Annotated in this window: 11 protein-coding genes; 1 reads left to right on the top strand and 10 read right to left on the bottom strand. The window is 68.0% G+C overall.

Going from position 1 to position 13,596, the window contains the following annotated elements:
- Positions 1–7 precede the first annotated feature (7 nt).
- The 7 genes from A5744_RS02605 to A5744_RS02575 form a co-directional block, all read right to left on the bottom strand.
- On the bottom strand, positions 8–2,197 hold the full coding sequence (locus A5744_RS02605) for a malate synthase G (protein WP_076058082.1): 2,190 nt from the start codon (positions 2,195–2,197) through the stop codon (positions 8–10).
- Between the two features lie 290 nt (positions 2,198–2,487).
- Positions 2,488–3,531 (bottom strand): hemolysin family protein, encoded by a 1,044-nt coding sequence (locus tag A5744_RS02600; protein ID WP_076058080.1) that lies wholly within the window; start codon positions 3,529–3,531, stop codon positions 2,488–2,490.
- Complete coding sequence (locus A5744_RS02595) at positions 3,531–4,898, bottom strand: hemolysin family protein (protein ID WP_076058078.1); 1,368 nt, start codon at positions 4,896–4,898, stop codon at positions 3,531–3,533. Before A5744_RS02595 ends, A5744_RS02600 begins: the two co-directional genes overlap by 1 nt.
- 212 nt (positions 4,899–5,110) lie before the next feature.
- On the bottom strand, positions 5,111–6,547 hold the full coding sequence (locus A5744_RS02590; protein ID WP_076058076.1) for a GuaB1 family IMP dehydrogenase-related protein: 1,437 nt from the start codon (positions 6,545–6,547) through the stop codon (positions 5,111–5,113).
- 53 nt (positions 6,548–6,600) lie between these two features.
- Positions 6,601–8,070, bottom strand: a complete 1,470-nt coding sequence (gene gndA / locus A5744_RS02585) for an NADP-dependent phosphogluconate dehydrogenase (RefSeq protein ID WP_076058074.1) — start codon at positions 8,068–8,070, stop codon at positions 6,601–6,603.
- A gap of 102 nt (positions 8,071–8,172) precedes the next feature.
- Positions 8,173–9,123 carry a M56 family metallopeptidase gene (locus A5744_RS02580; RefSeq protein ID WP_076058072.1) on the bottom strand — a complete coding sequence of 317 codons (951 nt, stop codon included), beginning with the start codon at positions 9,121–9,123 and terminating at the stop codon, positions 8,173–8,175.
- A 14-nt stretch (positions 9,124–9,137) separates the two neighbouring features.
- Complete coding sequence (locus A5744_RS02575) at positions 9,138–9,554, bottom strand: BlaI/MecI/CopY family transcriptional regulator (protein ID WP_076058070.1); 417 nt, start codon at positions 9,552–9,554, stop codon at positions 9,138–9,140.
- Between the two features lie 324 nt (positions 9,555–9,878).
- On the opposite strand from A5744_RS02575, the gene A5744_RS02565 reads away from it, so the two are divergent.
- On the top strand, positions 9,879–10,298 hold the full coding sequence (locus tag A5744_RS02565) for a PaaI family thioesterase (RefSeq protein ID WP_076058068.1): 420 nt from the start codon (positions 9,879–9,881) through the stop codon (positions 10,296–10,298).
- A gap of 39 nt (positions 10,299–10,337) precedes the next feature.
- Here A5744_RS02565 and A5744_RS02560 read toward each other — a convergent pair whose 3' ends face one another.
- The 3 genes from A5744_RS02560 to A5744_RS02550 all read right to left on the bottom strand — a co-directional run bounded on the left by A5744_RS02560 (position 10,338) and on the right by A5744_RS02550 (position 13,553).
- Positions 10,338–11,729 (bottom strand): NAD(P)/FAD-dependent oxidoreductase, encoded by a 1,392-nt coding sequence (locus A5744_RS02560; RefSeq protein WP_076058066.1) that lies wholly within the window; start codon positions 11,727–11,729, stop codon positions 10,338–10,340.
- Between the two features lie 176 nt (positions 11,730–11,905).
- Positions 11,906–12,823, bottom strand: a complete 918-nt coding sequence (locus tag A5744_RS02555) for an LLM class F420-dependent oxidoreductase (RefSeq protein WP_076058065.1) — start codon at positions 12,821–12,823, stop codon at positions 11,906–11,908.
- A gap of 52 nt (positions 12,824–12,875) precedes the next feature.
- Entirely contained in the window at positions 12,876–13,553 is a 678-nt protein-coding gene (locus A5744_RS02550) for an SDR family oxidoreductase (protein WP_076058064.1), read from the bottom strand.
- Positions 13,554–13,596: the final 43 nt, after the last annotated feature.

Below are 13,596 nucleotides of genomic sequence, written 5' to 3'. Positions count from 1 at the left end.
TGTGGACTCAGCCGCCTGCCGCGCGGGCTTTGAATTCCCGCCGACGCCGGTGCAGGATCGGCTCCGTGTAACCGTTGGGCTGCTGCCCTCCGGCCAGGATCAGCTCCTGCGCGGCCTGGAAGGCGATGTTGTCGTCGAAGTTCGGCGCCATCGGCTGATAGGCCGCGTCCCCGGCGTTCTGCTGGTCCACCATCGGGGCCATGCGTTCCAGGCCGGCCCGGACGTCCTCTTCGGTGATCACGCCGTGGCGCAGCCAGTTGGCCAGCAGCTGGCTGGAGATGCGCAGCGTGGCGCGGTCCTCCATGAGCGCCACGTTGTGGATGTCGGGAACCTTCGACGACCCGACGCCCTGGTCGATCCAGCGCACCACGTAGCCCAGGATGGACTGGCAGTTGTTGTCGACCTCCTCGCGGATCTCCTCGGGCGCCCAGGCCAGCTCCTTGGCCAGCGGAATGGTCAGCAACTGGTCGATGTCGGTGCGCTTCTTGCCGGCCAGTTCCTTCTGCACCTCGATGACGTCGACCTTGTGGTAGTGCAGCGCGTGCAGGGTGGCCGCGGTGGGCGAGGGCACCCAGGCCGTGCTGGCCCCGGCGCGGGGTTGGCCGATTTTCTGCTCGACCATGTCGGCCATCAGCTCGGTCATGGTCCACATGCCCTTGCCGATCTGGGCGTGGCCGGCGAAGCCGGCGGCCAGGCCGGTGTCGACGTTGTTGTCCTCGTAACCCAGGATCCACGGTTGGCTCTTCATGGTGCCCTTGCGCACCATGGGCCCGGCCTCCATCGAGGTGTGGATCTCGTCGCCGGTGCGATCCAGGAAACCGGTGTTAATAAAAACGATCCGGTCGGTGACGGCCTTGATGCAGGCCTTCAGGTTCAGGGTGGTGCGCCGCTCCTCGTCCATGACGCCGACCTTCAGCGTGGTCTGCGGCAACCCCAGCACGTCCTCGACGCGGCTGAACAGCTCGGCGGTGAACGCGACCTCGTCGGGGCCGTGCATCTTCGGCTTCACGATGTAGATGGACCCGGTGCGGCTGTTCGTCAGCGGCCCGTTGGCGTCGCTGGCCTTGAGGCCGTGTATCGCGCTCACGCCGGTGAACAGCGCGTCCATGATGCCCTCGTACACCTCGTTGCCGTCGGCGTCGACGATCGCGTCGTTGGTCATCAGGTGCCCGACGTTGCGGACGAATAGCAGTGCGCGCCCGGGCAATACAAGCTCGCCGCCGTCGGGGGTGCTGTAGTGGCGGTCCTGGTTGAGGACCCGGGTGAACGTCTCGCCGTCCTTGTCGACCTGCGCGGACAGGTCGCCCTTGTTCAGGCCCAGCCAGTTGCGGTAGGCGGCGACCTTGTCGTCGGCATCGACGGCGGAGACGGCGTCCTCGAAGTCGATGATGGTGGTCACCGCCGACTCGAGGACCACGTCCTTGATCCCGGCCGCGTCGGTCTTGCCGATCGGCGACTCGGGGTCGATCCGGATCTCGATGTGCAGCCCGTGGTTGACCAGCAACACCGACCAATCGGGGGAGCCCAGTTCGCCGCTGTACCCCACGAATTGCTCCGGCCGGGCCAACCCCGTGGAATCCGGGCCGCTGGTGACCTTCAGCTGGCCGTCGTCGATGCTCACGCCCGTCGCTTCCGCCCACGAGCCCGACGACAGCGGCACCGCCTCGTCGAGGAACCTGCGCGCGTAGGCGATCACCTTGTCGCCGCGGATTCTGTTGTAGCTCGTGCCCTGCTCGGCGCCGTCGGTTTCGGGGATGACGTCGGTGCCGTAGAGGGCGTCGTAGAGGGAACCCCAGCGGGCGTTGGCCGCGTTGAGCGCAAACCGCGCATTGGTCACCGGCACGACCAGCTGCGGGCCAGCGGTCGTGGTGATCTCGTCGTCGACACCGGAGGTGGTGATGCTGAAATCGGCGGGTTCGGGCTGCAGATAACCGATTTCGGCGAGGAACTCGCGGTATGCGTCGACGTCGATCGGCTCGATGACGCGGTGCCGATGCCACTTGTCGATCTGGGCCTGCAGCTCATCGCGCCGCCGCAGCAAATCCTGATTCTGCGGGGTGAGGTCGGTGACGACCTTGTCCACGCCGGCCCAGAAGCTGTCGGGGTCGATATCGGTGCCGGGCAGGGCCTCGTTGTTCACGAAGTCGTAGAGCACTCGGGCGACGCGCAAGTTGCCCACCGACACGCGATCAGTCATGTTTCTCCTCCAAAATGGCCTCATTGGACGCCAGTGGCTACTTCGTCAGCCTACCGGCCGGCAGCCCGAGCGAGCGTATCCGCCCTACCCGCAATCGCAGGTCAGGCGCGCGAACAGCTCCGCCCATGGCGCCGGGGCGGACCTTGAGAACCGCTTTCTGGCAACGCATGTACTGCTGGCCAAGACCGTGAGCCCGCCAGCACGTTAGTGTGTCGGCGGCCGTTCAATCATACGGGCCATGGGCCGCGCCCTTCGCCAGGCGGCCCGCGAGCGCCGTCACTTCGGGCCTTTCACGATGCGTCGCGCATACTGCCGACCAGGTCCTCGACCAGATCCTCCATCGCCACCATCGCGACCACGTCGCCGCTGCCGTTCGTCACCAGCGCGAGATGGCTGTTACTGCGCCGCATCCGCGACAGCGCGTCGGCGAGCGGCAATGACGTGGGTACGCGCGGCAGCGGGCGCACCAACGCCAGGTCGATCACGGTCTCCGGATCGTCGTTGAGCGTCAGCACATCCTTGATGTGGAGGTAGCCGATGAATTTTCCGTCGCGCGCCGTGACTGGAAAGCGGGAGTAGCCGGTCTGCGCCAGAGCTCGCTCGACGGCGCCGACCTTCGGGCCCGAACCGGCCGCGTCCACTGACAACGCTCGCACGTCCGCCAGGGGTACGGCCACGTCGCCGACTACCCGGCTGCCGATCTGCAGCGCGCGGGTCAGCCTGCTGTGCTCTTCGGGATCCAGCAGGCCCTCGGACACCGATTCGGCGATCATCTCGCTGAGCACGACGGGGGAGACCGCGATGTGCAGCTCGTCCTTGGGCTCCACGCCCAGGGCGCGCAGTATCGCGTTGGCGCATTTGTTGTAGAACACGATGAACGGTCGGGCGGCGCGCACGTAGGCCAGGTAGGGCGGGACCAGCAGCATGGCCGTGCGTTCCGGGCCGGCCAGCGCGATGTTCTTGGGCACCATCTCGCCCAGCAGCACGTGCAGCGTCACCACCATCGCGAGCGCGATCGCGAACGACAGCGTGTGCAGCAGCGTCGGGTTCATGTGGGCGAGCCCGAGCCCTCGCCGCAGCAGGTTCGCGACCGCCGCCTCACCGATCCGGCCCAGCAGCAGCGATGCCACGGTGACGCCCAACTGGGCGCCGGCCAGCATCGACGACAGCTGTTCACCGGCCCGGATCACCGTGACCGCGCGCGCCTTGCCCTGTTCGGCCAGCGCTTCGAGGCGGTCGCGCCGCGCCGAGATGAGCGAGAATTCCGCGCCGACGAAGAACGCGTTCGCCCCGATCAGCAGGATCGCGAGCACCACTCCCAGCGTGTCGTTCATCAGTGGCCAAGCCCCATCGCCGGTTCGGCGTGGCCGCGCAGTTCGGTCAGCTCGAGCAGATCGATGCGCCGGCCGTCCATCCGCACGACGGTTGCGCGCCAGGGTATCGACGCGCCGGGCAGGCCGTCCGGGTCAAGAGCGGTCAGCTCGACCGTTTCCCCGACCACCGGGATATGACCGATTTCGCGAAGCACCAGACCGCCGATGGTCTCGTAGGGCCCCTCGGGTGCGCGATACCCGATGGCGGCGGCCACCTCGTCGATGCGCAGCAGACCCGACACCCGCCAACCGCCGCCGGCGGCATAGACGTCGGGCGTGGCGTCGTCGTGTTCGTCGCGGACGTCGCCCACGATCTCCTCGATCAGGTCCTCGACGGTCACCATGCCCGCCGTGCCGCCGTACTCGTCGACGACCATCGCGGTCTGCAGGGGATTGGCGCGGATCTCGGCCATCACGGCGTCGCCGTCCAGCGTCGACGGGACCACCGGAACCGGCTGGGCGACCGTCGCCAGCGGCGTACTCGGGCGATCGGCCCGCGGAATCTTGAAGACCTGCTTGACGTGCACGATCCCGACGGTCTCGTCGAGATCGCCGGCGACGATCGGGAAGCGGGAGAACCCCGACTCGGCGGCCGCGGCGACCAGGTCGCTGAGCGTGTCGTCGGTCTGCAGCGCGACGATCTTGGACCGCGGCGTCATCAGCTCCTCGGCGGTGAGGGCACCGAACTGCAACGATCGGCGCACCAGCGCGGCGGTGGCGGGGTCCAGCGAGCCGCTGCGCGCCGAGGTACGCACCAGCGACAGCAGCTCCTGCGGCGAGCGGGCCGAGCGCAGCTCCTCGGCCGGTTCGATGCCCAGCTCGCGAACGATCCAGTTCGCCGTGCCGTTCATCAGCCGGATCGCCGGGGTGAGCAGCAGCGAGAACAGCAGCTGGACGGCGACGACGGCGCGCGCGGTGGTCAGCGGCCGCGCGACCGCGAGGTATTTGGGGACCAGCTCGCCGAATACCATCGACACCGACGTCACGATCACCATCACCAGAAACGCCATGACCGCGTCGCCCACCCGGTCGGGAATGCCCATCGCGTCGAACCACGGATGCGGCAGATCGGCCACCATGGGTTCGGTCAGGTACCCGGTCACCAGCGTGGTGATGGAAATGCCGATCTGGGCACCCGAGAGCTGGAACGACAGCCTGTTCTGGGCGCGTTGGATCAGGCGATCGCGGCGGCCGCCGCGGCGCGCGTTGGCCTCGACGGTGGCGCGGTCCAGCGCGGTCAGCGAGAATTCGGCCGCGACAAACACGCCGTTGCCGAAGATGAGCACCGCGATGGCCAGCACGCTGACGACGGTGACGGTGACGTTCATGGCGGGGCTCGGTTATCGCGCTGGCGTCGCCGGTCGGACCGGGGCCGCGGTGGGGAGTCGCCGCCCCGCCCGGAAGGCCCCCGGCTGCAACGGGGCCTCGGCGGGTGCCTGCGGCACGTCATCCCTCTCGCTCTAGTACGGTTCCGGGTCGCGCACGCTTTGCTGCGGCCCGCAAGGTTCCAGGACTTCACATGGTAGCGAAAACGGCGGCGTCACCAGCCCAGCGGCAGCGGGTGTCCCTCGGCGAATCCGGCGGCGGATTGCACGCCGACGACGGCCCGTTCGTGCAGCTCCGCAAGGTTCGAGGCGCCGACATAGGTGCAGGTGCTGCGCACACCGGAGGTGATGTGGTCGATCAGGTCCTCGACGCCGCCGCGGTCGGGGTCCAGCCCCATTCGTGACGTCGAAATGCCTTCCTCGAACAACGCCTTGCGGGCGCGATCGAACTCGGTGTCGGCGGCGGTGCGGGCCACCACCGCCCGCTTGGACGCCATGCCGTAGCTCTCCTTGTACGGCTGCTCGTCGCGATCGCGCATCAGGTCGCCGGGCGACTCGTAGGTTCCGGCGAACCATGAACCGATCATGACGTTCGACGCCCCGGCGGCCAGCGCCAGCGCCACGTCCCGCGGATGCCGGATCCCGCCGTCCGCCCACACGTGGCCACCGAGTTGCCTTGCCGCAGAGGCGCATTCGAGCACCGCGGAGAACTGCGGCCGGCCGACCCCGGTCATCATCCGGGTGGTGCACATGGCCCCCGGACCGACACCGACCTTGACGATGTTCGCCCCGGCGCTCAGCAGGTCCCGGGTGCCCTCCGCCGACACCACGTTGCCCGCGGCCAGCGGGACACCCAAGTCCAGCGATGCGACCAGTTTGATCGCCTCCAGCGTCTTAACCTGATGCCCGTGCGCGGTATCGATGACCAGCACGTCGACGCCGGCCTCGACGAGGGAGCGGGCCTTGGCCCCCACATCGCCGCTGATGCCCACGGCCGCGCCGATGCGCAGCCGCCCGCCTGCGTCGGTGGCAGGGGTGTACAGGCCGGTTCGCAGCGCCCCGGTGCGGGTGAGCACCCCCGCGAGCGTGTCGTCCGGGTTGGTCACCAACGCGACCTCGATCGGGGCGTGCTCGAGCAGATCGAAGATCTTGCGCGGATCGGTTCCGATCGGGGCGCTGACGAAGTCACGGGTGGCGACGTCGCGCACCCGGGTGAAGCGGTCGATGCCGTGGCACGACGCTTCGGTCACCAGACCGATGGGCCGCCCCTCGAAGACCACCACGGCCACGCCGTGCGCGCGCTTGTGGATCAGCGCGACCGCGTCGGACACCGAATCGTCGGGCGCCAGCATCACCGGGGTGTCGAGGACGAGATCGCGGCTCTTGACGAATTCCACCGTCTGTTGCACCGCGGTGATCGGAAGGTCTTGCGGCAGAATCACAATGCCGCCGCGCCGCGCCACCGTCTCGGCCATCCGCCGCCCGGCGACGGCGGTCATGTTGGAGACCACCACCGGGATGGTGGTGCCGGAGCCGTCGCCGGTGGACAGATCGACGTCGAACCTCGACGCGACGTCGGAACTGTTCGGCACGATGAAGACGTCGTTGTAGGTCAGGTCGTACCCGGGTCGGTGCCCGTCCAGAAATCTCATCGCTCTCGCCCCACCGTCTGCAGCCCCCGCTAGGCCATGTTAGTTGGCGCGGGCTAGGCGGGTACTTCGCTGCGGTCGCCGCTCCACAGGGTGTGGAACTTCTTGCCGGGGTCCTCGTCGATGCGGCCGTAGGTATGCGCTCCGAAGAAATCGCGCAGCCCCTGGGTCAGGGCGGCCGGCAGCCGCTCGGTGCGCAGCGCGTCGTAATACGACAGCGCCGAGGAGAACCCCGGGATCGGGATACCCAACTGCGTGGCGGTAACCACCACCCGGCGCCAGCCGTCAATGGCCGCCTCGATGGCGCTGCGGAAATACGGCGCCACGATCAGCGTGGGCAGCTCGGGATCGGAGTCGTACGCCTCCTTGATCCGGTTGAGGAACTTGGCCCGGATGATGCACCCGCCACGCCAGATGGTCGCGAGATCGCCGGGCGTGATGCCCCAGTCGTACTCGGCGCTGCCGGCCTGGATCTGGTTGAAGCCCTGGGCATAAGCGATGATCTTCGACGCGTACAAGGCCTGGCGGACGTCCTCGACGAATTGCTTTGCGTCGCTTGGCTTTTCGCCCAGCTGGCCGGACGCCAGCCCGGTGGTGGCCTTGCGCTGGGCCACCGAACCCGACAGCGCGCGGGCGAACACCGCCTCGGCGATCCCCGTGACCGGCACACCGAGGTCCAGCGCCGACTTCACCGTCCAGCGGCCGGTGCCCTTCTGCTCGGCCTCGTCGAGGATCACGTCCACCAGCGGCTTGCCGGTCTTGGCGTCGTTTTGGCGCAGCACCTTTGCCGTGATCTCGACCAGGAAGCTGTCAAGATCGCCCTTGTTCCACTCGTCGAACACGCCGGCGATCTCCTCGGCGGTCTTGCCGAGCCCGTCGCGCAGCAGCTGGTAAGCCTCGCCGATCAATTGCATGTCGGAGTACTCGATGCCGTTGTGCACCATCTTCACGAAGTGCCCCGCGCCGTCGGGCCCGATGTGGGTGCAGCACGGCACGCCGTCGACGTGCGCGGAGATCTCCTCGAGCAGGGGTCCCAGCGACGTGTAGGACTCGGCGGGCCCGCCCGGCATGATCGACGGCCCGTTCAGCGCGCCCTCCTCGCCGCCGGAGATGCCGGCACCGACGAAGTGCAGCCCGCGGTCGCGCATCGCCTTCTCCCGGCGGATGGTGTCGGTGTAGAGCGAGTTGCCGCCGTCGATGATGATGTCGCCCTTTTCCATCGCGTCGGCGAGCTGATCGATGACGGCGTCGGTCGGATCGCCGGCCTTGACCATGATCAGCACGCGGCGCGGCTTCTCGAGCGCGTCCAGGAATTCCTCGATGGTCTCCGATCGCACGAACTTGCCCTCGTCACCGTGCTCGGAGAGCAGCGCGTCGGTCTTGGCGACGGATCGGTTGTGCAGGGCCACCGTGTAGCCGTGCCGGGCGAAGTTGCGGGCGATGTTCGAGCCCATGACGGCCAGGCCGGTGACGCCGATCTGCGCGGTGCCGGTCTTGGAATTCGGCTGGGAATCCGACGAACTCATGTCCTGCCTTTCAGTTAGGCCTCGCCGGTTGGAGAACCGGGTTGGAGAACACTGTGGCACAGCGGAGTGGTGGTCCTCCAAGGGGTTTCGCTTCGCGGTGCGCTAGAGGTTGAACAGGCGCTGCAGCTCGGTGAGCCACGGCACGGCCAGCGCGACGGTGGGCACCACGAACACCGCCGCCGCGGCCAGGTATGCGGCCGCCGACAGCGCGAGGCTATTCCCGCGCCCGGCGAGCCGGCGGACCCGCACCACCGTGCTGGGACCGCTCGCGGCCAGCGCGCCCGACGGCGCTAGGCCGGATGCGCAGGCGACCAGCGCGCGCGCCAGGGGAGTGCGCCCGGTGGCGCGCACCGCGGCGTCGTCGGCCAGGAGCTCGACGAGCAGTTGCACCGCCCGCAGCGCGTTGGCGCTGCGGACGAGCCGCGGGAAGGCGGCGTGCACCGCGGTGAAGGCTTCCAGGACGAGGTCGTGCCGCGCCCGCAGATGGGCCCGTTCGTGGGTGAGGATGGCGGCGACTTCGGTGTCGGCGAGCGTGTTTAGCGTTCCCTCGCTGACCACCACGCGGCTGCGCACGCCCGGCAGGCAGTAGGCGAGCGGCTGCGGCACGTCCAAGACGCGAAGGTCGCGGGCCCACGCACACGTCTGGGCCAGCGCCGCATCGTGTCCCACGCCGACCAGGTCGACCACCATGCGGTGGTGCGCACGCCGTCGCCGGTTGGCGATGGCCACCCGCGCCATCGAGATCATCAACCGCACACCGACCAGCACGGTCAGCGCGAAGACGGCGATGTATGCGGCCCACAGCGGCCAGCCGAGCCGGCCCTCGGCACCGATGACGCTGGCCGTGGGCCGTCCGTCGGGGCCGGGCATGAGCACCCGCGTGGCGATCGCGATGCCGGCGCTGAAAGCCGAGAGCACCGCGGCCAGGGCGATCGCCTGCCACAGCACCATCGCGGCCCGGGGAGCGCGCAGCGGCCACGTCGCGCGTGCCAACAATGCCGGCGCCGGGCCGACCAGCAGCACCGCGAGGAGGGTGAAGGCCGCCGCGGACACGCTGCTAGTCTCCCTTACTCCTCAGCGATAGCGCCAGCCGCTGGCGTTTTGCGTTGGCTTGCTTCCAATTCGGCGAGCGCCCGCCGCAGTGCGTCCGCCTCGTCGGCGCCGACGCGTTCGACGAAGTGCACCAGCGCGGCGTGTCTGTCGCCGGAGTCCTCAGCCTGGGCCAGGGCATCGACCATCAGCCCGGCGACCAGCTCGTCGCGGCCGTGCACGGGCGCGTACCGGTGCGCCCGGTCGTCGCGGATCTGCGAGACCAGATTCTTTTTGGCCAGCCGCTGCAGCACGGTCATGATCGTTGTGTAAGCGAGGTCGCGTCGTGCCGACAACGCTTCGTGGACCTGGCGAACGGTCTGGGGTTCTGCGGTGGACCACAGATGGTCCATGACGGCGCGTTCCAGATCCCCGAGCCGTGTCAGTTTGGCCATAGTTCGTCATCTCCTGAGCGTTGCACCAAGCGTACTCCTTGTTTACTACCGACTGTCGTATCGAATGCTGGGCAATCTCTGTGACCACCTCCGGGCCCACCGGCGCGGTCCCGGATGCGACAACGCACCCTTGCAATATTAGGGCAGCCTTGCCTATGCTAGGTCCGGTCGAGAGACAACGGACCGCGGCAGAGTCCTGAGGGCTGCAGTGACCCCGGGTCCAACTCGATCGGCGAGCCCCGTGCCTTAGCGCACGGGGCTCGCCTGTTTTCGTCGGTTGCCACCGCGGCCTCGCGTCCCGCGGTTTCCGCATGGTGTAGACACATGAGCGTGCCACCGCCGCCCGCGAGCCTCCCGCCGGATTTCACCGCCCCGTTCGACAGCGAAATAGGGCTGCAATTCACCGAACTCAGCCCCGACGGGGCCCGGGCACAACTGGAGGTCACGCCGAAGCTGCTGCAGCCGATGGGCCTGGTGCACGGCGGCGTGTACTGCTCGATGGTCGAGAGCATGGCCAGCGTCGCCGCGTACACCTGGCTCGCCACGCGCGGCGGCGGGAACGTCGTCGGTGTCAACAACAACACCGATTTCTTGCGGTCCATCGGCTCGGGGATGGTCTACGGCGCCGCAGAACCGATCCACCGCGGCCGGCGTCAGCAGCTGTGGCTGGTCACCATTACCGACTCGGACGACCGGGTGGTCGCCCGGGGCCAGGTGCGGCTGCAAAACCTCGTGGAGATGTAATCACTTGCGCCACAACGGATTAGAGCTTACATAAGCGGGCTAGCTGGCCCTCCGCGCGGCCTCGGCCGGGCCGCGGGCCTCGGCGGCCAATTCGGCGAGCTGTTCGAGCCGCGTTCGCGCGAACGCCTGCTGGTCGGTGATCGTCAGCTGGCCGCGCCGCGTGCTCAGGAAGGTCACCGTCCACGACAACAGCGTGGTGATCTTCGTCTTGAACCCGATCAGGTACACCAGGTGCAGCACCAGCCAGATCAGCCAGGCGATGAAACCACTGAACTCCAGCGGGCCGATCTTGGCCACCGCGGAGAACCGCGACACCGTCGCCATCGAGCCCTTGTCGAAGTATTGGAACGGCTCCCGCTCCGCCGGGTCGGCGCCGGCCAGCTCGGCCTTGATCGTGTTGGCGACGTACTTGGCGCCCTGGATGGCGCCCTGGGCCACCCCTGGCACGCCCTCGACGGCGGCCATATCGCCGACGACGAACACGTTCGGGTAGCCGGGGATGGACAGGTCGGGCAGCACCTTGACCCGTCCGGCGCGGTCCAGTTCCGCCGGCGACTGCTCGGCGAGGTCCCTGCCCAGGCGGCTGGCCTGCACGCCCGCGGACCAGACCTTGCAGGCTGACTCGATGCGCCGCACGGTGCCATCGGAGTCCTTGACGGTGATGCCGTTGCGGTCCACGTCGGTAACCATCGCGCCCAGCTGGATCTCGACGCCCATCTTCTCCAGTCGCGCGGCCGCACGCTCGCCCAGCTTTTCGCCCATCGGCGGCAACACCGCGGGGGCGGCGTCGAGGAGGATTACCCGCGCCCGGGTCGAGTCGATGTGCCGGAACGAGCCTCGCATGGTGTGTTGCGCCAATTCGGCGATCTGCCCGGCCATTTCGACGCCGGTGGGCCCGGCCCCGACGACGGTGAACGTCAGCAGCTTCCTGCGGCGCTCGGGATCGCTTGACCTCTCCGCCTGCTCAAACGCGCTGAGGATCCGGCCGCGCAATTCCAGCGCGTCGTCGATGGATTTCATGCCGGGCGCGAACTCGGCGAAGTGGTCGTTGCCGAAGTAGGACTGGCCGGCCCCGGCGGCCACGATCAGGCTGTCGTAGGGGGTTTCGTAGGTGTGCCCCAGCAACTCCGACACGACGCACTGGTTGGCCAGGTCGATGTGGGTGACGTTGCCGAGCAGGACCTGGACGTTGCGCTGCTTGCGCAACACCACCCGGGTCGGTGGGGCGATTTCCCCCTCGGAGATGATCCCGGTGGCCACCTGGTACAGCAACGGCTGGAACAGGTGGTGGGTGGTGCGGGCGATGAGCTTGATGTCGACGTCGGCCCGCTTGAGCTTCTTTGCCGCGTTGAGTCCGCCGAAACCTGATCCGATGATGACGACGCGATGCCGACGCTTCGGTTCAGCTGTACCTTCTGGCTGCGGGCTCATGTATCCGTTGCTCCTGCCGGGGCTCCTTGATGCGCGAATTCAGTTAGCTACCACGCTAGTCAAGCCGCCACCCGGAAACCCAGATCGTAAGCCTGTGTAATGAACCACACCGGCGGTATTACCGCTGGTCGCCGAACGTGATCCGCGTCATGCCCCGCCGCTCGCGGCGGTCCCGGCTACAGGCCGACCAACGGCCGCAGCGCCTCGCCGGCCGCGGCGATGATGCCGGGTGTGTAGAAGGGCATGTTGATGATCACCCCGTCGACACCGGCATCCAAGATCTTGGTCTTGATTTGGTCGGCGACCGAGTCGGCGCTGCCGACGACCATGCGCTGGGTCATCTCCGCGGGGATCTGGTCGGCGTTGAAATTCTCGTCGACGACCGCCGTGGTGAGGGTGCTGGTTTCCAGCGTGGCCGGATCGCGGCCGATCTCCTCGCAGCGCTCCCGCACCACCCGCACCTTGGCCGGCAGCTCGTCGAACCCGGCGATGATGTTGAGGTGGTCGAAATGCCGAGCGGCGAGCGGGATCGTCTTCTTCTCGCCGCTGCCGCCGATCATCAGCGGAATGTGTTCGCGGAAGCGAGGATTGGCCATCGCTTGGTCGGTGTGATACCACTTGCCGGAAAAGGTCGGCCGTTCGCCCTTGATCATCGGCAGGATGATCTGCAGCGCCTCATCGAGCCGGTTGAACCGGTCGGTGAAGGTGCCGAATTCGAAACCCAGCTGATCGTGCTCGAGTTCGAACCAGCCGGTGCCGATGCCCAGGATCGCCCGGCCCTGGCTCACCACGTCGAGCGTGGTGATGATTTTGGCCAGCAGCGTCGGATTGCGATACGTGTTGCCGGTTACCAACGTGCCCAGCTGCACCCGTTCGGTCGCGGTGGCGAGCGCACCCAGCGCGGTGTACGCCTCCAGCATCGGCTGGTCGGGGTCGCCCAGCATGGGCAGTTGGTAGAAGTGGTCCATCACGAAAACCGAGTCGAAACCAGCCGATTCGGCCTCGCGGGCCTGAGCCAGAACAGTGGGGAAGAGTTTGTCCACCCCGGTGCCGTAAGAGAAGTTGGGAATCTGCAGACCGAGTCGAATAGCCACGCGCTCTACCGTAGTGCGGCGCCGCGCGAGGGGATACGGCTCTTATTCAGCCTCAGGCGAAACTGGCCAACGCCCCGTGGCTGACGTGCAGCGTCTGGCCGGTGATGTGGCGCGCCGCCGAGGTGGTGAGGAACAGCGCCAAGCGGGCGACCTCCGTCGCGACGGACGGCGGGGTGCGCGAAAGGCCGTCGTAGCCGGCCTGGACGCTGCGCCCGCTGGCCACCACATTGATGGTGATCCCACGAGTGCCGAACACCTCGGCCTGGCCGGCGGCCCAATTCGAAAGTGCCGCTTTGATTCCGGCGTCGACGCTGCCGGCGGGCGGGTTTTCCGCCACCACGCCGATGATGGAGCCACCGGAGCGCAGGTGATCGCCCACGGCCTGCACGGTCAGCACCGCCGAAAGCACCGTCGCGTCAAGCGCATTGCGCCACGCCCGGGCCGTATCGGACATGGAGTAGGTGCGCGGGTCGCCGCCGTCCCAGCCGGGAGCCGGCACATGGACGATGGTGTCGAGGTGATGGGGGAACAGGCCACGCGCCTCTTCGAGGCTGGCCGGGTCGGTCGTGTCGCAGACGATCGCGTCCACGTCGAGCTCTTTGGCGGCGATTTCGAGGTCGCTGCGCCGCGCGCCCACGAGGGTCACCTTGTGACCGTCATCGCGGAAGCCCTCGGCCACTGTGCGCCCCAGCTCCGTGTCCCCGCCGGTGACCAGCACTTCCACAGCCATGACCTCCTCATGTTCAACGTTGAACCCCGACGTTGCGGGCGTC

Source organism: Mycobacterium sp. IS-1264 (assembly GCF_001954195.1).
Taxonomy (GTDB): domain Bacteria; phylum Actinomycetota; class Actinomycetes; order Mycobacteriales; family Mycobacteriaceae; genus Mycobacterium.
This window is presented reverse-complemented; position numbering and strand designations above follow the sequence as displayed.

Excerpts from the sequence above, each read along its gene's own strand:
- A5744_RS02590 (WP_076058076.1), bottom strand. The coding sequence starts at position 6,547 with ATGAGATTTCTGGACGGGCACCGACCCGGGTACGACCTGACCTACAAC.
- gndA (WP_076058074.1), bottom strand. The coding sequence starts at position 8,070 with ATGAGTTCGTCGGATTCCCAGCCGAATTCCAAGACCGGCACCGCGCAG.
- A5744_RS02605 (WP_076058082.1), bottom strand. The coding sequence starts at position 2,197 with ATGACTGATCGCGTGTCGGTGGGCAACTTGCGCGTCGCCCGAGTGCTC.
- A5744_RS02550 (WP_076058064.1), bottom strand. The coding sequence starts at position 13,553 with ATGGCTGTGGAAGTGCTGGTCACCGGCGGGGACACGGAGCTGGGGCGC.
- A5744_RS02560 (WP_076058066.1), bottom strand. The coding sequence starts at position 11,729 with ATGAGCCCGCAGCCAGAAGGTACAGCTGAACCGAAGCGTCGGCATCGC.
- A5744_RS02575 (WP_076058070.1), bottom strand. The coding sequence starts at position 9,554 with ATGGCCAAACTGACACGGCTCGGGGATCTGGAACGCGCCGTCATGGAC.
- A5744_RS02600 (WP_076058080.1), bottom strand. The coding sequence starts at position 3,531 with ATGAACGACACGCTGGGAGTGGTGCTCGCGATCCTGCTGATCGGGGCG.
- A5744_RS02565 (WP_076058068.1), top strand. The coding sequence starts at position 9,879 with ATGAGCGTGCCACCGCCGCCCGCGAGCCTCCCGCCGGATTTCACCGCC.
- A5744_RS02595 (WP_076058078.1), bottom strand. The coding sequence starts at position 4,898 with ATGAACGTCACCGTCACCGTCGTCAGCGTGCTGGCCATCGCGGTGCTC.